The organism is Sulfobacillus thermosulfidooxidans DSM 9293 (assembly GCF_900176145.1).
Classification (GTDB): domain Bacteria; phylum Bacillota; class Sulfobacillia; order Sulfobacillales; family Sulfobacillaceae; genus Sulfobacillus; species Sulfobacillus thermosulfidooxidans.
In genome coordinates this window covers 2,955,122-2,974,676 of the sequence record NZ_FWWY01000001.1, presented here as the reverse complement: position 1 = coordinate 2,974,676, position 19,555 = coordinate 2,955,122, and the positions used below count along the sequence as shown (strand labels likewise).

Below are 19,555 nucleotides of genomic sequence, written 5' to 3'. Positions count from 1 at the left end.
AAGTCAGGCATTATATTCGGGGAATTTCCCGAATGATTTCCCAATACATACGCATGCGTGCCGCAAATCCTTTAGCGAGTCCTAATTTTTCTTCTTTCATGACTTGAGAAACATCTTTCAAAATGACTTCTTTGGGAACTTTTCCCATGCGTTTTAACTGCCGATGCAGTTGCAATTCGACGCCGAAACGGGCTTCATCGATGTGATCGACGCCAGTCAATAACGCCCGCCGCAAAACGCGTTGACCGGATAAAAACGGGGCTAAAGCCTGAGCCCAGTCCGTGCTCGTACGCCCGCCGTCAAAAATCCCCACGGTGGCATCTGTTTCCCCGTCTAGCACCGGTTTAAGCAGTTGTTGCACGTGCGGCACGGTCAAGCCGATGAGATCGGCATCGAGAAATAAGAGAATATCGGCATCGGCGGCTTCGGCTCCCACTTTCAAAGCCGCCCCTTTCCCTTGATTTTCAATTTGGTCGATTACCGTCACGTTGGGAAAACTTGCAGCCACCTCACCAGTGCGGTCTAATGATCCGTCATTGACCACAATGATTTGGTCGATTTCCGGTACCTGACACAAAACTTGTAAAACACATGCGATGTTAGCCTCTTCGTTATACGCCGGCACAATCGCAGCAACGCGTTCTCTCGACATGGACCCACACCCTCATTCGCATGAACTTAATAGGCCCGGGCGAACAACGCACGGTATTGGCTTGGTTCATCACAAACAACGCAGTGGCCTGTTACGGGAGATTCGCCAAAGGGCAAGCACCGAATCGTGATACCCGTTTCAGTTTTTAGGCGCGTTGCACACTCTTCGCTTCCACACCAGTCGCCCCGGAAAAAGCCTCGATATCCATATTGATCCATTTCCTGGTAATTGGCAATCGCATACGAGTGCGATTGTTGAAATTCTTTGGCCTGACGGAATAGTTCGTCCTGCACAGCATTTAATAATTCGGGTACTTTAGTCAGTAAGTCGGATTCCGCCACACTGATCTTTTCCCCGGTGTCGCGTCTAGCAATCATCACTTGATTTTTGGCCATATCCTTAGGACCGATTTCAATGCGCAAGGGCACCCCACGCATTTCCCAATCATTAAACTTGTAGCCTGGGGTAAATTCATCCCGATCATCTAATTTAACGCGCGCAATGGCGGTCAAACTCGCGGCTAAATCTCTCGCATGCGCTAGGACTTTTTCCCGATCCTCTCCTCGTCCAATCGGTACAATGACCACTTGAATGGGCGCAACTTTCGGCGGCAGGCGCAGGCCTTTGTCATCGCCGTGAACCATGATTAATGCACCGATCATGCGAGTAGAACTGCCCCATGATGTAGTCCACCCATATTTCAGCACACCATCTTCATCTAAAAATTGGATGTCGAATGCCTTGGAAAAATGCTGGCCCAGAAAGTGCGAGGTGGCAGTCTGAAGAGCCCGTCCATCCCCCATTAACGACTCCAAGGTATAGGTATCAACAGCTCCCGCAAAGCGTTCTCCTGCACTCTTGACCCCTTGAATCACAGGGATAGCTAAATATTCCTCAATAACCTCCCGGTAAATCTCTAATTGCTGCAAGGTTTCTCGTAAGGCTTCGTCGGCGGTACGGTGTACTGTATGTCCCTCTTGCCACAAAAATTCAGTCGTGCGCAAAAACGGCCGAGTCGCTTTTTCCCACCGCAGGACATTGGCCCATTGGTTAATTAACACCGGCAGGTCCCGGTAGGAATGAATCCACTGGGAGTACATCGCACCAATGATTGTTTCTGAAGTCGGTCTCACGGCCAATCGTTCGGGCAACACTTCACGCCCTCCCATGGTGACCCACGCCACTTCTGCGGAGAATCCTTCAATATGTTCAGCTTCCTTGGCTAAGAGATGTTCTGGAATCAAGAGAGGAAAATAGGCATTCTCATGACCGGTTTCCTTAAATCGGCGATCCATCGCCTCTTGAATAAACTCCCAAATGCGGTAACTATAGGGCTTCATGACCATAAAGCCCTTCATGGGAGCGTAATCAACCATGTCGGCTTTTCTTATAACATCCACATACCATTGAGAAAAATCACTTGACTTGGGGGTGATTTCCTTGAGAACTTTGTCCACCCGCACGAACCTCCTCAGCTGCATCCAAAATTTCTTTCCACAATTCTTCTACCATATCCTTTTGATCGACACGGCGCACGATTTCCCCGTGACGGAAAATCAACCCCATATTCTTTCCCCCCGCAAGACCGACATCGGCTTCACGGGCTTCACCGGGTCCGTTCACTGCGCAGCCCATGACCGCCACCGTAATGGGTTCAGCAATGGTCGCTAGCCGTCTTTCGAGCTCATTGGTCACGGGCCACATATCAAATTGTAAGCGCCCACAGGTCGGGCAAGCGACAATATTTGCCCCACGATCCCGCAATTTCAAGCTTTTGAGAATTTCCCAGGCAACGCGAATTTCTTCTTCGCCGGGTGCAGTCAAGGAAACCCGGATGGTGTCTCCAATACCTTCGGCTAATAAGGTTCCAATGCCAATCGCCGACTTGATGGTGCCTTGAAAGAGCGTACCCGCTTCGGTTACGCCTAAATGAAGAGGGTAGTCATAGGTTTTCGCCATCAAACGATAGGCCGCTACCATAGTCGGCACGTCAGATGCCTTTAGTGATACCACAATATTGTCATAATCCAAATCATTTAAGATTTGGATATGGCTCTCCGCAGATTTCACCAACGTCTCGGCGGTCCGACCGTAATCATGCAGCAGGTTCTTTTCGATTGAACCGGAATTCACACCAATGCGAATGGGAATCATGCGTTCCTTTGCCGCCCGGACGACTTGTTCGACGCGATCACGCCCACCAATGTTGCCCGGGTTCAAACGTAATTTATCGACCCCTGCTTTGATGACTTCAAGCGCCAGTCGATAATCAAAATGAATATCCGCCACAACGGGAATCGGTGAGTGAGCCACAATCTCCTTGACGGCTTCAGCTGCCTCATGATCCGGCACCGCGACCCGAACAATTTCACATCCTACATCCACGTACCGATAAATTTCATCCAGTGTCGCTTTGACATTTCTCGTGTCGGTTTTGGTCATACCTTGCACCACAACAGGGGCCCCGCCCCCTATGATGACATCACGTACTCGAACAGCTTTGCTCATATGGGCCCGAAATCGAAATTCGGGCACACCTCCTTTATCGTTCCAATTCCTCTTATTTTATCTTAACACGACCCGATGCGTTCAAGCATGGAATAAATGTTCGATATCATGAAAGGTCACGACCAGGACCAACGCCATAAGAAGCACAAATCCCACGAAATGAATCATATTCTCTCGGTCGGGATCCATCGCTTTGTGCCGGATTCCCTCGACAACCATTAAAAAGAGGCGGCTCCCATCGAGGACGGGAATTGGCAAGATATTAAACAGGCCCAAGTTCGCCGACAGGGCAGCAGATAGCAGCAAGAGTTGCACCAATCCCGATTGTGCTGCTTGACTCACCAGTTCAGCTATCCCCACGGGTCCTGTTAAATCGAACGGCCCGTGACCCCCTAATAAACGGAACAAAGCAAAGAACCAGGCTCCAGTTAGCTGAATGGTTTGCGTCACGCCAGCGACTAATGCTTTAAAGGGATTAAGATGAATCGTAATGACTTGCGGCTTTATACCGATAACATACTGATGCAGCGTTTTATCATAGCGCGTCTTCATGGCAAAGGTTTGACGATGACCATGGCGGACAACGGTTACGTCCATGACTTGATTATGATGAGCCACAATCGCCGAAGCGAGTTCTTCCCAATTGGTCACTGGGGTACCATCAATGTTGACAATTTTATCGCCGGGCCGGATGCCGGCCTCATAAGCCGGATAATGCGGCAAGGCCTGCTGGACCGTGGTAGTCGCGGTGGGAATACCCACCGGTCCAAAACTGACCGCATACAACACCGCCGCCAAAATCAGATTCATAAAAGGGCCAGCCAAGACCACTAAAAATCTCTGCCATAAAGGACGATTCGGAAATTCACGAGGATCGCCTGTCTTATCCCCTTCCATGCCGGCAAGACGCACATATCCTCCTAAAGGGATGATGCGCAAGGCATATTGAGTTTCTCCCCACTTGTGCTTATACAGTGATGGGCCAAAGCCTAAAGAGTACTCATTAACCCGCATACCAAACGCTTTGGCCACCAAAAAGTGTCCCAACTCATGGACGGCAACCAGCACACCAAAGACTAGAATTATGGCGATCACTGTCGTCATCGGCTTCCCTCCCTTAGGGTGGTACAGTGCTTATTGCTGATAGCGTCGAGCGACCCGCACAGCATCTTGCCGGGCCCATTGGTCGGCATCCAGGATATCCTCTAGCGTTACCACCGGTCGGTTGTCCCGGAAATCCTGCAAAACATCTTTAATGATGTCGATAATCGATAAAAAGCCGATTTCCCGCGATAAAAAGAGTGACACCGCTACTTCATTAGCGGCATTGAGCACGGTGGGTACTAACCCCCCGATTCTTCCCGCTTCACGGGCTATCCGCAAGGATTCAAAAGTCTCGGTATCCGGCGGCTCAAATGTTAAGGGCTGACGGGTCAAATCTAACGGTTCTTGAGGAAGGGGCCAGCGCTCTGGCCAGCTGAGCGCCACCTGCACAGGAACCGCCATGTCCGGCCATCCCAACTGGGCCATCGTTGCCCCATCCACAAACTCCACGAGCGAATGCACAACACTTTGAGGATGAATAACCACATCAATTTGATCATACGTCACATCAAATAAATGATGGGCTTCAATAATCTCTAACCCTTTATTCATCAGTGTAGCGGAATCGACCGTTATTTTTGCCCCCATGGCCCAATTCGGATGTTTGAGCGCATCTTCGACGCGGACATTAACCAAGTCTTTTCGGGTTCGTCCCCGAAAAGGACCGCCTGAGCATGTGAGTACGATACGACGTAAGGGCTGATCCAGAGCGAGACATTGAAAAATCGCAGAGTGTTCACTATCGACCGGAATAATGTGACTACCGCTCGTCTTCGCCGCTTGCCGGACCAAATCCCCGGCAGCCACCATCGTTTCTTTGTTGGCCAATAAAATGTCCTTGCCGTAGCGAATGGCTGTTAACGTCGGCAAAAGTCCGGCAAATCCTGTCATGGCCCCAATCACTTTTTCTGCTGGGGAGGATGCGATTTCTTCCAAAATTGCATCGAATCCTGCTATGATACGCGGCCCTCGGGATCCATGTTGGGCCCGGAGTTTCATGGCGGCCTCTGTATCTGTTAGACCCACCCAGTTTGCATGAAGGGTTGTACCCATTTCCCACAAGCGCTCAAAATTGCTGTGCGCCACTAGGCCATCGACGCGAATGCGGTCGGCATCGTGCTGGAGAACCCGAAAAGCTGTTTCTCCGACAGAACCGGTTGCCCCCAAAACAATGATTTGTGTCATAATCGCCTCATCTTCTCTGGCATTTTTCTCCTTCTTGTTAGCTTTTGCTATCAAGAGCGGGAGGATCAAAGACTTGCGCCATCACCTTGATGATGACTGCCGAGATCGGTCCGACTAAAAAGCCCGACGCCCCGAAGAATTGAACCCCCAAGTACAACGCGAGTATGGCTACAAGCGGATGAAGGCCCATATTCTGGCCCACGAGCCGAGGCTCAGCAATTTGCCTAACCAATGCCACCGCTAACATCACGATAACGATCTTTGCCACAGTGACCGGATGGCCCGTAACCAGTTGAACCAGGGCCCAAGGAATCAAAATCGTTGTTGGTCCCATATAAGGAATAAAATCGAGAACGCCAGCCACTATGCCAATCAGCACGGCATAATGCAGCCCCAGTAACAACAAACCCGTCATTGTGCCTAAAGCCGTCAAACTCACCAACATGAGTTGTGCCTTGAGAAACCCTAAAGTCCCCGATGTGATATCCGTGCGCATAGATGCCACATAAGGACGCCAAGGCGGTGGAAACCATGCCACAACATGCCGGGCCACCCGCTCCTTATCGCGCATAATAAAAAAGGCTGCCATTACGGCTACCATTAACATTAACATGGTATCCGGCAAATGGACGAGAAAATTTGCTACCATGCGAAGAATCGATTCTACTAAACGCGATACGGTTTGCATCTGCATTTGCCAACCCTCAGGACCTGGACCAAAGGGCTGTTGGACCTGCCCCAATTTGTCGACGAGACCATATAAACTCTGCTCTATTGTGGTGACAACCGCAGGTAACGTTCTCAGAAGTTGCTTCAATTCAGTCACCAATACGGTCGCTAGCACAGTAAGGATCACAAACAAGCCCAAAATCGAAGAGATAACGGCCAAAAGTGCCGCCAAACTTCGCGAAAGGCCCCAATGCTCCAGTTTACCCACAATGGGATCTAACCACACTGCCAACAACACTGCGAGGACAAATGGCATAAGAAGGCCACTATACCATCGCCAAAACGCATACACTATGCCACACATGACGATCCAGATAATCACTCGTTTGATATAGTTGCGCATTAGCCTGCCTCCATGCAGCTAATGTATGCCCAAGCCTCGCAACAAATAATAGGCAATGGGTAAGGTCAGCAAAGATGAATCAAAACGGTCAAGTACCCCTCCATGCCCCGGTAGCAACCCTCCCGAATCTTTTACCCCACTGTACCTTTTGATGGCAGATTCCAACAAATCGCCGATTTGTCCCATGACACTGATCACCAGACCAAAAATCAATCCGTCCACCATGTGGGCATGCATTAAATAAAAGGCGCCAATGGCCACCACTGTACCGCCTATGGTGCCTCCGACTGTTCCTTCCCACGTCTTTCCTGGACTGACACGGGGCATTAATTTATGTTTGCCAAATCGGCGGCCTACAAAGAAGGCCATCGTGTCCGTCGTCCAAATCACAGCAAAAAAGGTATAGGCTAAAAATTGTCCATGAACCATTTCGCGAATAAGGGGAAGGAACGCAAAAAACAGCCCCACATACAGGGCTACCCACGTCGTGGTAACAGCACCTTGCAGACTTTCTTGTGGCGAACTTAATAAGGCCACAATGGCAACAATAGCCACCCCTAAAACCAATACCGACATCAAAGGTTTACCTAATCCCACTGCCGTGAGCAGAGACCAAATCCATAAAATAGCCAGCCAGGGATAAAATACAATGCCGCGGGAATGAAACATCCGGTGAATTTCTACAACACCAATCGCCGCTAAAATGGCGACACCCGCCACCAAAAACCACCCTCCCAGATACACCAAGAGAATGATGACGGGAATTCCAAATGTCGCGGTTAGTATTCGAAGTCCCAGCACACCCGTTACTCCTTATTCCCGAAGGCCGCCAAAACGCCGGTCGCGTTTTTGGTAGGCACGAATCGCCTTATGGAGCTCCATCGGGTTGAAATCTGGCCACAAGGTCTCAGTAACGTAGATCTCCGCATAAGCAAGTTGCCATAAAAGAAAGTTGGAAATGCGAAGTTCTCCGCTCGAACGAATCAATAGGTCTGGATCAGGTAAACCCGCCGTATCTAAGTGAGCGGCTATCGCATTGGCTGTCATATAGCTATCCGGAGATAAGGGACGATGCTCATCAAGCCAACGATTGACCGCGCGCACCAATTCATCCCGGCCACCATAGTTTAATGCTAAATTCAATACCATTCGCGTTTCACTGGCGGTTTCACGCATCGCTGCATCAATGGCTTTCTGAGCTCGTATTGGCAAGGCCCCAACATTTCCAATCGTCTGGATACGAACCCCTTCAGCCTTCAGCTCGGCCGTTTCAGACCGCAAATATTCCACTAATAAATCCCATAAAGCCTCCACTTCGACTTGAGGCCTTGACCAATTCTCCGTAGAAAAAGCATAGACTGTCAAGACTTCGATGCCCATTGCAGCACACTCTTTGACAATGGGCTTCAACGCCTTCACACCGGCACGATGTCCCTCGGCACGATTTAGACCTCGCTGTTGAGCCCAACGGCCATTTCCGTCCATGATAATGGCAATGTGACGGGGCAACTTGCCGTACTGAGCTGGATTTTGTGAATCCAACATAAGGTGTTGTCGAGCATCTGTGTCCATCAGGCCTCCCAAAAGCGCGACATGGTATGGTGAGAACTCAGGGCGTCAAAATTTCCCGTTCGCGTCCTTCTGCAACGCCTTCCAGCTCTTTAATGTACCGGTCGGTAAGTTTCTGCACATCATTTTGCCCCCGCCGTTCATCATCCTCAGTAATAATGTGCTCTTTTTGTTCAGTCTTCAGGGCGTCCAAAGCTTCCCGACGAATATTGCGAATGGCCACTTTTTCTTCCTCGAGCCGCTTACGCAGTTGCTTCACTAAATCTTTTCGACGCTCCTCTGTTAACATCGGAACACTGACCCGGAGTACAGATCCATCAACACGGACCGATACCCCTAAATCGGCTTTCATAATGGCTTTTTCAATCGCCGGAATGGCATTCCGGTCAAACGGCTGCACAATCAGGGTGCGGGATTCGGGAACAGAAATTCCTGCGAGATGTTGTAATGGCGTAATGGCTCCATAATAATCAACCGGAACCTTTTCTAAAAGACCCGGATGTGCCCGCCCGGCTCGCATGGAATTCAAATCTCGCTCAAAAACCTCGACAGCCTTTTTCATTTTATTCTCGGCGTCACTTAAAATATCCTTAAGCATGATGATCGCTCCTTACAAACGTACCAATCGGTTCACCTAACACGACCTTCCGGATGTTGCCATATTGATTCATGTTGAAAACGACGATGGGGATATTATTGTCCATGCACAGCGATGTCGCCGTGGCATCCATCACCCGGAGGTTTTCTTTTAGCACATCAAGATAGCCGATTTCGTCCAATTTTTTCGCTTCGGGATTGGTACGCGGATCGGCATCATAAACTCCCGCTTCTTTCGTGGCTTTTAACATGACATCGGCTTCAATTTCTGCAGCCCGTAATGCTGCTGTTGTATCGGTAGAGAAATACGGATTCCCATTACCCGCAGCAAAAATCACAACCCGATTTTTTTCTAAATGGTTAATGGCGCGACGGCGAATGTAGGGTTCCGCGACCTCTTTCATCTCAATGGCTGTTTGCACTCGCACAGGAACGCCGTGTTTTTCTAAAGCATCCATCAAGGCCAGGGCATTGATAACCGTTGCCAACATTCCCATATAATCTGCTGTGGCCCGGTCCATACCCTTTGAAGAACCCGATTGTCCCCGCCAGATATTGCCGCCACCGACAACAACCGCGGTCTGTACACCTAAACTTAACACGTCCTTGATTTGGCGGGCAATACTATCCACGACCGTGGGGTCAATCCCGTATCCGGCAGATCCTGCAAGTGCTTCCCCGGACAGTTTGAGGACGATGCGGCGATATTTTGGCTGTTCGGACATTATTGCTCCTCCCTTGAGCGTACTTGAAGGGCACAATGTGCCCTTCGTTTTGGTTAAGCCAGTGTGACAGGCAATTCTTCTCCCCGTTCAAACCGGGCAAAACGTCTCACAACAATCTGCTCGCCAAGGCGGGCGATATGCTCCTTTAATAATTGATCGACCGTGATGTCCGGATTTTTAATAAACGGTTGGTCCAGCAGGCATACTTCCTTATAGTATTTCTCGATGCGTCCCGCTACCATTTTTTCCACAATAGCAGGTGGTTTCCCCTCATTTTGAGCTTGAGCACTGAGCACTTGCCGTTCATGCTCAATTTCTTCCGCAGGTACTTGTTCCCGGCTCACATAACGTGGATTGGCTGCCGCAATATGCATGGCAATATCATGGGCCAATGTATGGAAATCCGCCGTGTTAGCAACAAAGTCCGTTTCACAATTGATCTCTAGCAAGACGCCAATCCGGCCTTGCAAATGAATATAGCTTTCGATTAAGCCTTCATTGGCTTCCCGACCGGCCTTCTTGGCGGCTTGGGCTAATCCCCGTTCACGCAAAATGTCTATCGCCCGTTCAAAATCCCCATTTGCTTGCTCGAGTGCCTTTTTGCATTCCATCATGCCAGCACCCGTCATTTCACGAAGCTTCTTCACGTCATTAGCGGATATCACAAAAAATCCTCCTCGTAATGAGAGCGACCTCACGGTCGCCCTCGTATAACAGTGGAATTGTACCGAGTTATTGGGCCTCAACAACCTCTTCTTGCTGTTCTTCGGTTACGCCACCTTGTCGCCCTTCGATTAAAGCATCAGCAATCTTGCTCGTTAACAGCCTTACAGCTCGAATCGCATCGTCATTGCCGGGAATAATGTAGTCAATTTCATCAGGGTCACAATTGGTGTCCACAATACCCACAATAGGGATCCCAAGTTTTCTGGCTTCAGTGACAGCAATGTGCTCTTTGCGGGGATCGACCACAAATACCGCAGCGGGAAGTTGGGTCATTCCTTCAATGCCACCCAAATACTTTTCTAACTTTTCTTTTTGCCGCATCAGAATGCTAACTTCTTTTTTCGGTAGGCGTTCCCATTGTCCGCTAGCCTCTTGCTCTTTCAGCTCAGCGAGACGCTTGACGCGCTTTTTAATCGTATCAAAATTCGTGAGCATACCGCCTAACCAACGCTGATTCACATAAAAATCACCGGAACGTTGAGCTTCTTCTGCTACGGCTTCTTGCGCTTGTTTTTTCGTCCCAATGAACAGCATCCGTCCACCGCTAGCGCCAATTTGACGAACAAAATTGTATGCATCATCAACTTTCCGTACAGTCTTTTGCAAGTCGATGATATAAATACCGTTTCGTTCTGTAAAAATGTAGGGTTTCATTTTAGGGTTCCAACGCCGGGTTTGGTGGCCAAAATGCACGCCCGCTTCAAGCAGTTGCTTCATGGAAATTACAGCCATTTTTGAATACCTCCTGGTTTGTCCTCCGCAGTCGCTATCACTCGAACCTTAAGCACCAGGGAAACGAACTGCGTGTGTGGTAAAAAATCCTAGCGAATTATATCACAATCACCCGATCCCAGCAAGCCTATGCCCGTTAAGGAATTGTCACCTGTACAGGAATACTGACAGGACCCAACGAAGCGGTGACATCAAGTTTTTGCGGGTGTGTTAAGACGAACCGTGTGATATTTTGGGTCAATTGCCCGGAATCCATTTGACGCTGAAGATAATTCATCATGGATGTGTTCATATCATGCATCAGTTGCTGCTGCAATCGTTCTTCGTTGTTAGGATTAATTCCTAAGGGGATGCCGTCGACCTGGATGTTCACCGTATGTACCAACCGAATCATACTTCGATTGAGTAACGGCGTAATCTGCTCTTCAAGATTCGCAGTTAAGTCTTGACGTTTAAACTGACTCATAGTCTCCGCGACGACGGCGGAAACCGTGCTTGAGGGCACGACGATTGATATGCCCACGAGACTTAACCACAGCATTTCGAGGACAAGCACGGCGCCCCCGCCGACAAGCATGCCTTTTAGCCACGTCAAAACCTTTTGCCTCCCCGGTCAATATCCTCACACTTCCAGTATGGCTTAATCCCTTTCTCGTCATAATATGACTGCAATTGTTCGGTCAGGTGATCACTTAGAGCATCCGTGAACCATCCGTGTTGGGTGCAGACACAGTTCATTTGTACGAGGAGGTTTAAAACGTTGAAAGCCCACAATTTAAAATTGCTTACGGCATTAAGTTTCGCCACCGTGTTCATCGGAGGATGCAGTTTATATGCTGAACCGCAAAAACCGGCTCCGGCAAAGCACACCACGCAATCGACTCGAAAAGCCGCGAATAAGGCAACGCAAACGGTGAAGAAGACAACAAATACGACTAACAGCAAATCGTCAACAGGGAAACTCAAGGTCATTGCCTTTTATGACCAAACCATGACCCATGTCCATCCCGATCCTTTCACATTTGTCAAGGCCCATCCGGGACTGGTAACCTACCTTTCACCGTTTTGGTATGAAGTCACCGCCACAGGAACGGTGATAGCGAAACCAGAAGGCAATGCTGCCACCTTAGCAAAGCAGGCGCATTTGCCGCTCATGCCACTGTTTAACAATTACATGGGCACAGATGGTATGCTCACTTCCCAAAGTTTGCGCACGAAAGCGATTGACCAAATTGTCCATTTAGTCACGTCCAAGAATTACGCCGGCGTTCAAATCGATTTTCAAAAATTGAAGCCAACCGATCGCACGCTTCTCGTGGATTTTATGAACGAGTTGCATACAAAAATGCCCAAGAACAAGGTCATATCCATGTCAGTCATTCCCTTAACTGCCGGTACTGGGCAATCTGGGGCCTACGATTTGGGAGCGTTAGACAAAGATGTTAACAGCATGGTGCTTATGGCCTATGACTTACATGGTAACGGCACACCGCCTGGACCCGTGAGTCCCTTTAACTGGGTCAAACAAAGCATTAATCTGGCTCTAAAGGCGGGCGTCCAACCCTCCAAACTGTATCTAGGGATTGCTAATTACGGGTACTTATGGAAAGCTGGATCTACTAAGGCCACAACAATTCCGTTGAAAGTGATGTATCAACACAAATACGGCGCCTATACTTGGAATCCAACCTATAAGGAAGCCTATGACCATTACACCTCCAAGGGCGTGTCGTATACGATTTGGTTTGTCAATGACAGAGCCGCCGTAGACCGGATTAAATTGGCCGAACAAGATCATTTGGGAGGGGTTGCGTTCTGGAGAATTGGATACGAAGACGCCAAATGGTGGAACCGGGTCGCCAAAGCCTTAAAACAGCCTGCTCCCACAAAAAGTGGAACAACGGCCACAAGCAAGAAACAAGCCTCACCCCAACATCGAAATAAAACGTAAATCCCATCCCGCCTCAGGCGGGATGGTCCATAACAGGCTATAGAGGCTCTCTCCTCTTAGTCGCGATCCCGTTCGTGCCCAACCACTAAAATGTCAATATTACTGGTTTGACGCAAAACTTCGTTGATGACAGATCCCTTAAAGACTTCTTGCCACCTGGTTCTCAATGATTCTCCCATAACGATTTCCGTCACATGATGTTCCCTAGCGAAGTTCACGAGAGCTCTAGGAACATTGTTGTCACGCAACTCCACCACTTGTGCGCCAAGCTGTTTGGCCAAATTAATATGGGCTTGTAAGGTTTGTTCATCAGACGCCGAAAAGGCCCGGCCGTCTGCAGGACGAACAATCACCACATAAAACTCTGCCTTTAACCGTTGAGCAATTCGGTATCCACGCCGTAACAGCCGAGCCCCATTGGGGGAAGGCGTCACAGCCACCATAATCCGGTCATGGGTGGGCCATGGTCCTTCAATCGCGTGCCGGTTCATATAAGTCTCAAGGCGATCATCAGTATCATCGGCCACCACTCGTAAAGCGAGTTCCCGTAATGCCGTGATATTGCCAGTTCGGAAAAAATTTTGTAAGGCTTGGTCAATTCGCCGACCTTGGTAGACTTTTCCCCGTTTCAAGCGTTCTATCAACGCTTCTGGGGTCAGGTCTACAAGCCTTATCTCGTTAGCTTCGCGTACGATGGAATCGGGCACGGTTTCGCGAACCCTGACACCTGTGATCTGCCGCACCGTGTCATTAAGAGATTCAAGATGTTGGATATTTAATGTCGACCACACATTAATTCCGGCAGCCAGCAAGTCTTCAACGTCTTGATAACGCTTTCGATTTTTGCAGTTGTCCGCATTGGTGTGAGCCAATTCATCCACCAATACCACGTCAGGTCCTCGCGCCATTACCGCTCCCACGTCCAGTTCCCCCACCTCAAGCCCCTTGTAGGTGCAAGTAGCCAGCGGAACCGCTTCCAGTCCGCGTGTCAACTCGGCGGTTTCCTCTCGACCGTGCGTATCAATAACACCAATAACCACATCAATGCCTTGTTCTTTGGCAATGTGCGCGTCACTCAGCATGGTATAGGTTTTACCAACTCCGGGAGCAGCACCGAGATAGACGCGGTGCTTGCCCCGTGACATCCGGCGGATATCTTCCAATATTTCTTCTGGTGTTCTGCGTTTATATGTAGAGGCCATCGTCCTCTACCGCCCTTTCTGCATAAGGGTTGCCCAGCTATCCTCGCTAAAGCATAAGATCGTGACTGGGCCTTGTAGATATTCCTGATATTGGAGTCTTCATCTCTGTCTGCGCGTTTAAAGCATCGTGAATCCCCATAGTAACTGGGTCCTCTGACCTGTCCCTTGTCCGGTAAGTTATCTACAGGGGATTATAGCATTCCGCCAACATCCTAGACCACGATAATGCCCTCTTTATTCCTTAATTTGGCCATGAGGGGAAGGATATAATACATAGCCAATTCCTGCTTGAGTCACTAGGTACACAGGAAGCCGCGGATTGGGTTCGATGTAAGACCGCAATTTACGCACATAAACGCGCAAATATTCGTGGTCTCCTTGATACTCCGGTCCCCAGACAGCCCCAAGGAGATGGTCATGAGTTAACACTTTACCACAATGCATCATAAATTCCTTCAAAAGTTTCCACTCTGTGGGGGTCAAATGAATGGTCCGGCCGTCAACCGATAAATTGTGATATTCCTCATCTAAACGGAGTCTTCCACACTCCGGTAGGGGTGTATCCATGACCGATTCGTAGCTACGCCGCAATAAAGCCCGGATCCTCGCTAATACGGCGTCGGGCGAAAATGGTTTGGTGACATAGTCATCGGCTCCCAAATCCAGTGCACGAATCATGTCTTCATCTGTATTAAGTGCCGTCAGCACCAGGATGGGGACATTCCCCATTTTCCGAATGCGTTTGCAGACCTCAAATCCATCCATTTCTGGCAACCGCAAATCTAACACCACTAAATGCGGCTCTTCCGTAAACACTTTATGCAAAGCATCCCACCCATTGTGCGATTGAAAAACGCGGTAGCCCGATAACCGCAAATGAGTGCTCATCAAGCGAAGATATTTGGGTTCGTCTTCAACCACCAAAATACGATACATGATATCAGGACGGGTAGCCACGATCTGGCCCTCCTTTCCCACCGTCTTGCAGTGGCAATTCAATTCCCACTAAAAACCCTTGAGGGCGAACATTTTCCGCCCAAATACGCCCATGATGTGCCTCGACAATCCGTTTGACAATGCTGAGCCCTAGTCCTGAGCCCCGTTTATCGGATTGAGCGGCCCCGGACCCCCGATAAAACCGTTGGAAAATCCGTTCCAAATCCGAGGCGGCAACGCCAGGCCCTTCATCACGCACGCGCACCGTCCACCATCCGTTAGATATTCCACTCATAATAAAGATGTTTCCGGATGAATATTTCAAGCTGTTTTCCACGATATTGATTAATGCCTCAAATAACCGCTCTGGGTCACCAAAAACTATCGTATCTTGCACCGAAATATGAATGCGTTGACGATCTTGCGGCATGATGCGGCGTAAAAGCCCAACGATCCACGGTTTCAAAGCAAAACTACGGCGATTTAGAGCTATCCCTTGCTCTTCAATTTGGGACATATTTAGTAAATTATCGATTAACTGTTCCAATTGTTGGCTTTCCTCGAGGATCGTTAACAAAAATTCTTGTCGCTCTTCTGGCTGCAATCTCTCGAATAAATTCAGCAAGGTTTCCGCGTACCCTCTAATCAATCCCAAGGGTGTACGCAATTCATGCGATACATTGGCGAGTAATTCGGAACGGCCTCTCGCCATTTGTTGGTAAACTTCCGCCCGTCTCGCCTGTTCTTCCAATACGTTATTGGTCAAAATTGTACTGATTTGCAGGGCAATAATCTTTAATACATCTTGATGTCGAAAATACCAGGCGTGTTCAGGACCCCAAAGGACGAAAAATCCCCAAATGTTTTCTTGCAGATATAACGGCAATATGGCCATATTGGGAACTCTTAGCCCGGGAAAAATTGCCTTTAATTCTGACGCTTCGCCGGAATATGCTGGGTTTTGGTCTTGGATTACAGTGCCCAATAATCCAAGCGACGGTTCAAGAAACGCTTGAGGTATGGGCAACGCATCGCTCAAGATACTGGACCCTGTTGCGACAAAGACCGTCAGGGCATTTTGCGGATCACTACGCCATTGCCAAATTTCTACGCCATCTAAGCCCATTTCTTTCTTAACCTGTTCCAAAATACGGGCGAAAAGTTCTTCTGGATGGGTAAGAAATCGATGACCCGTCCATGCCGTCGTTATGGCCATCCACTGGGAGTATAAATGTCTTTTGTCCTCTTGCAAACGATCGATGCGGCGTTCTTCTATCCAAAAGACAAAAATCACTAATCCTGTGAGACCGATCCAAACTACAATCATGCCCGGGTTAAGGCTTAAAGTTAACGGGCTGAGTCTTTCATAAGCCATGGTCAGAGTGGTTTGTAACTGTGCAAAGGTTAAAGGATGCAACGGTAATCGCAATAAGCTTTCAGCATTTGCAAAAAGACGGATTGCTTGCGCATTATGATGGGCCAGGAGATCGGTTTGCACTTCAGTTAGCAGCTGCAAAGCAAAAAAAGCCTGACGTACCTGCAAGTACGCCTGGCGAAAGAAACTTATTCCGATTATCATAGCGACTGACGCCGCGAGCCCAATGCCGACCCAAAGATAACGGCGACGCATAGGATTTAGACCAGCGGCAATTCGACACGGCGTCTTGGGGAAGGATCCGAGACAGGAGCCCCAACCACTTCGCCGGTTAGATAAAATGTCTTGGCCTGAGTAATCCTTACGGGTACAAAGCGATCAATCAGATCGACAGCAGGATCGCGATCAATCAACACCACTTTGTTCGTGTGAGTCCGGCCGGCCCAGACATTGGGATTCTTTTTGCTCAATCCTTCAATCAATACCAGTTCCGTGCGTCCAATGAGCTGTTGGTTCGCTTCCAGACTGATTTGATATTGGAGCGACATCAAACGATTTAACCGTTCTTTCTTCACAGGATTCGGCACAGGATCCCGCCCTTCCCACCGGGCAGCAGGTGTTCCCTCTCGCGGAGAATACAGGAACGTAAACGCGGCATCATATCGTACCTGCCGGACTAAATCCATCGTTGCTTCGAAATCTTCCTCTGTCTCACCAGGAAATCCGACGATAATATCGGTCGTCAAGACAGCATCGGGAATGGCCCTTTTGACGCGCTCAATTAAGTCCAAATATTGCTCGCGCGTATATTTACGGTTCATGCGCTTTAAAATCGGATTGGATCCCGATTGTACGGGAAGATGAACATGATGCGTAATTTTTTGGCTTTGTGCAATCGTGTCGATTAGTTTTTGGCTAAAGTCTCGAGGATGTGACGTGGTGTATCGTAACCACCGTACGCCATCAATCTTTTCTAGTTCCACCAGCAAATCTGCTAAATCAACCGCTGGGTTCAAATCATGCCCATAGGAGTTCACATTTTGCCCCAAGACCGTGATGTCTTGGTATCCCTCCTGGGCTAACGCCTTCACTTCATTGACAATAGCAGGTATCTCACGGGATCGTTCTTTTCCCCGTGTAAACGGAACGATACAATAGGTGCAAAACTTGTCACACCCATAAATAATATTGACAAACGCCTGAACACCATCTGCTCGCTGGGATGGTAAATGTTCCACAACTTCGCCAGCGCTCTTCCAAACATCTATCACCATTTCATCGCTTTGTTCCACTTCATCCAGCAATTTCGGTAGTTCGTGCAAATTGTGCGTGCCAAAAACCAAATCGACATGCGCTGCATGCTTTTTCAACCAGGCGATGGTCCCGGGTTCTTGCGACATGCATCCCGCTACAGCAAGCCGCATGGAAGGATTTTGATCTTTGAGCTGTTTAAGTTGACCAATATATCCTAGCGCATGTTCCTCAGCACTTCCCCGTACAGCGCACGTATTAACGATGATGAGTTCGGCCGATTTTTCATCGTTGACAGGTTGATAACCCATTTGCCGAAGTTGCCCTGCCATGATTTCGGAGTCGCGCTCATTCATTTGGCAGCCGTAGGTTTTAATATAAAACGTTTGGGAATTCATGTGATTTGTCCTGGTATGAACCATCCGTATTCATGGACACCTAACTCGTACCGTCTCTCGCGTTTAGGATGCCTAAATACGTACCAGACTGCCTCCTTTCGCCTATAATCCGGATCAACATCATATCACGCGCTGACAACCTCATTGGTATCCTGTTGTCATCACACGTCTCAACCAATTTTTTTATTATAGCACGGATAGTATGAGCTTGCGGGAACAAAAGAACTCAAACACCTCACCAACCTCAACCTTCCCAACCTTCCCCCTTGTTGAAGGCGACATGGTCTACATGGCTTGGCTGTCCTCAACATTAAGGGCTTTCTTCCATCGCCCCACTTAGCAGCGGAAGCAAATGGGAAGGCGCCCGGACCAATAGGCGTGCCCCGTCTTCGGTGTCTTGGCGCTGCACAATTTGCACATCTTGATAAATTCTCTGCCATTTTAGAACATCGTCCCACCGCACAAAAATCCAACGCTCTACGTAAAAATCGGTCAGAGCCCGCCCTATCGCCGTATATAAATCACTAAAGTTAGTGTCATACCGGGCGGAAATCGCAACCCCATCTTGGGGCTTTGAGGTATCAGGTGGCAACTTATCCCACTGATTGTATACTTTAATGCGCTTAATGTGCTGGGCCCCAATCTCCTCCAAAACTTGTTCGATGGCATCTTGCTGCTGATCTAATGTCGGCACCGATGCATCAAGAACCTCTAAGAGCACGTCGGCTTCCACCACTTCATCAAGCGTCGCGCGAAATGCGGCCACTAATGTATGGGGTAGACGTTGAACAAATCCGACGGTATCGGTTAAAAGAGCAGGACCAGTTCCCGGAATCAAAATCCGATGAACACTGGGATCTAAAGTCACGAACAACGCATCTTGGGCTAGTTGAGCACGGCGCGTCATTCGCTCAAATAAAGTAGACTTGCCCACATTGGTATATCCCACCATGGTAATTAAAGGCACGCGGTGATATTGGCGTCTTCGCCTGCGAGCTGTGCGCTCCCGCTGCAAAATAGCAATCGACTCTTCCAAATTTTTGATCCGTGTTCGGATCTTCCTTCGGTCCATTTCCAGATGCGTTTCTCCCGGACCACGTGTGCCTATCCCTGCGCCGGCTCGGGAAGGTGTCCTCCCGCTTTGCCGGAGCCTGGGAAGTAAATATTTTAGTTGCGCCAATTCAACCTGAATACGTCCTTCCCGAGACTGCGCGCGCTGGGCAAAAATATCCAATATGACCTGGGTGCGGTCGATAATCCGCACATCAGGCCCCAAAATGCGTGCCCATTGGTGTAACCGGGAAGGCGCCAGATCATCGTTGGACACCACCACAGGACTTTGGAGTTCTTCCACTTTAGCCGCAATTTCGTGAAGAGCTCCAGGTCCCAACCCATCATCGGGATTGTCACGGGACTGTAAATATTTATAGGTGACATCGCCACCCGCCTGAGCGACAAGTAGCGCTAATTCGTCTAACTCTTGTAATCCCCGGATTCTCGCCGCTTCTCCCTTTTCGGAGGTCCCTACAAGAATAACTCGTTCGGATTGCATCGCATCCTCCCCCCGTGAGC

19 protein-coding genes are annotated in these 19,555 nt (G+C 49.1%); 1 reads left to right on the top strand and 18 read right to left on the bottom strand.

Annotation, left to right across the window (positions count from 1 at the left end):
- Positions 1–10: 10 nt before the first annotated feature.
- The 13 genes from B8987_RS14780 to B8987_RS14720 form a co-directional block, all read right to left on the bottom strand.
- Positions 11–652 carry a glycosyltransferase family 2 protein gene (locus tag B8987_RS14780; RefSeq protein ID WP_020373068.1) on the bottom strand — a complete coding sequence of 214 codons (642 nt, stop codon included), beginning with the start codon at positions 650–652 and terminating at the stop codon, positions 11–13.
- Between the two features lie 26 nt (positions 653–678).
- Complete coding sequence (gene proS / locus B8987_RS14775) at positions 679–2,109, bottom strand: proline--tRNA ligase (protein WP_020373069.1); 1,431 nt, start codon at positions 2,107–2,109, stop codon at positions 679–681.
- Positions 2,069–3,160, bottom strand: a complete 1,092-nt coding sequence (gene ispG / locus B8987_RS14770; RefSeq protein WP_026040456.1) for a flavodoxin-dependent (E)-4-hydroxy-3-methylbut-2-enyl-diphosphate synthase — start codon at positions 3,158–3,160, stop codon at positions 2,069–2,071. Before ispG ends, proS begins: the two co-directional genes overlap by 41 nt.
- A gap of 81 nt (positions 3,161–3,241) precedes the next feature.
- Positions 3,242–4,264: an RIP metalloprotease RseP gene (rseP, locus tag B8987_RS14765; protein ID WP_020373071.1), complete on the bottom strand. Its 1,023-nt coding sequence runs from the start codon at positions 4,262–4,264 to the stop codon at positions 3,242–3,244.
- A 30-nt stretch (positions 4,265–4,294) separates the two neighbouring features.
- Positions 4,295–5,449 (bottom strand): 1-deoxy-D-xylulose-5-phosphate reductoisomerase, encoded by a 1,155-nt coding sequence (gene dxr, locus B8987_RS14760; RefSeq protein ID WP_020373072.1) that lies wholly within the window; start codon positions 5,447–5,449, stop codon positions 4,295–4,297.
- A 37-nt stretch (positions 5,450–5,486) separates the two neighbouring features.
- Positions 5,487–6,521, bottom strand: coding sequence for a sporulation integral membrane protein YtvI (ytvI, locus tag B8987_RS14755; protein ID WP_020373073.1), 1,035 nt, complete (start codon positions 6,519–6,521; stop codon positions 5,487–5,489).
- Positions 6,522–6,539: 18 nt separating this feature from the next.
- A complete protein-coding gene (locus B8987_RS14750) occupies positions 6,540–7,322 on the bottom strand; it encodes a phosphatidate cytidylyltransferase (RefSeq protein WP_020373074.1) in 783 nt (260 codons plus the stop codon).
- A gap of 12 nt (positions 7,323–7,334) precedes the next feature.
- Complete coding sequence (locus B8987_RS14745; protein WP_020373075.1) at positions 7,335–8,093, bottom strand: isoprenyl transferase; 759 nt, start codon at positions 8,091–8,093, stop codon at positions 7,335–7,337.
- Between the two features lie 37 nt (positions 8,094–8,130).
- Positions 8,131–8,688, bottom strand: a complete 558-nt coding sequence (frr, locus tag B8987_RS14740) for a ribosome recycling factor (protein ID WP_020373076.1) — start codon at positions 8,686–8,688, stop codon at positions 8,131–8,133.
- Positions 8,681–9,412 carry a UMP kinase gene (pyrH, locus tag B8987_RS14735; protein ID WP_020373077.1) on the bottom strand — a complete coding sequence of 244 codons (732 nt, stop codon included), beginning with the start codon at positions 9,410–9,412 and terminating at the stop codon, positions 8,681–8,683. Before pyrH ends, frr begins: the two co-directional genes overlap by 8 nt.
- Positions 9,413–9,465: 53 nt before the next feature.
- The gene (gene tsf, locus B8987_RS14730; RefSeq protein ID WP_020373078.1) at positions 9,466–10,077 is read right to left on the bottom strand and encodes a translation elongation factor Ts; all 612 of its coding nucleotides are present in this window, start codon (positions 10,075–10,077) and stop codon (positions 9,466–9,468) included.
- 67 nt (positions 10,078–10,144) lie between these two features.
- Positions 10,145–10,870: a 30S ribosomal protein S2 gene (gene rpsB, locus B8987_RS14725; protein WP_020373079.1), complete on the bottom strand. Its 726-nt coding sequence runs from the start codon at positions 10,868–10,870 to the stop codon at positions 10,145–10,147.
- A 136-nt stretch (positions 10,871–11,006) separates the two neighbouring features.
- Entirely contained in the window at positions 11,007–11,465 is a 459-nt protein-coding gene (locus B8987_RS14720) for a hypothetical protein (RefSeq protein WP_020373080.1), read from the bottom strand.
- A gap of 165 nt (positions 11,466–11,630) precedes the next feature.
- Between B8987_RS14720 and B8987_RS14715 the strand changes: the two genes are divergently transcribed.
- Positions 11,631–12,821 (top strand): glycosyl hydrolase family 18 protein, encoded by a 1,191-nt coding sequence (locus B8987_RS14715; protein WP_020373081.1) that lies wholly within the window; start codon positions 11,631–11,633, stop codon positions 12,819–12,821.
- A gap of 56 nt (positions 12,822–12,877) precedes the next feature.
- Here B8987_RS14715 and B8987_RS14710 read toward each other — a convergent pair whose 3' ends face one another.
- The 5 genes from B8987_RS14710 to hflX all read right to left on the bottom strand — a co-directional run bounded on the left by B8987_RS14710 (position 12,878) and on the right by hflX (position 19,535).
- Positions 12,878–14,023 carry a universal stress protein gene (locus B8987_RS14710; RefSeq protein ID WP_020373082.1) on the bottom strand — a complete coding sequence of 382 codons (1,146 nt, stop codon included), beginning with the start codon at positions 14,021–14,023 and terminating at the stop codon, positions 12,878–12,880.
- Between the two features lie 234 nt (positions 14,024–14,257).
- Positions 14,258–14,980 (bottom strand): response regulator transcription factor, encoded by a 723-nt coding sequence (locus tag B8987_RS14705; RefSeq protein WP_020373083.1) that lies wholly within the window; start codon positions 14,978–14,980, stop codon positions 14,258–14,260.
- Positions 14,964–16,538: a sensor histidine kinase gene (locus tag B8987_RS14700; protein ID WP_176213247.1), complete on the bottom strand. Its 1,575-nt coding sequence runs from the start codon at positions 16,536–16,538 to the stop codon at positions 14,964–14,966. The genes B8987_RS14705 and B8987_RS14700 overlap by 17 nt, the downstream gene beginning before the upstream one ends.
- A gap of 56 nt (positions 16,539–16,594) precedes the next feature.
- Positions 16,595–17,983 carry a tRNA (N6-isopentenyl adenosine(37)-C2)-methylthiotransferase MiaB gene (miaB, locus tag B8987_RS14695; protein WP_020373085.1) on the bottom strand — a complete coding sequence of 463 codons (1,389 nt, stop codon included), beginning with the start codon at positions 17,981–17,983 and terminating at the stop codon, positions 16,595–16,597.
- Positions 17,984–18,293: 310 nt separating this feature from the next.
- Complete coding sequence (hflX, locus tag B8987_RS14690) at positions 18,294–19,535, bottom strand: GTPase HflX (protein WP_020373086.1); 1,242 nt, start codon at positions 19,533–19,535, stop codon at positions 18,294–18,296.
- Between the last annotated feature and the right edge of the window lie 20 nt (positions 19,536–19,555).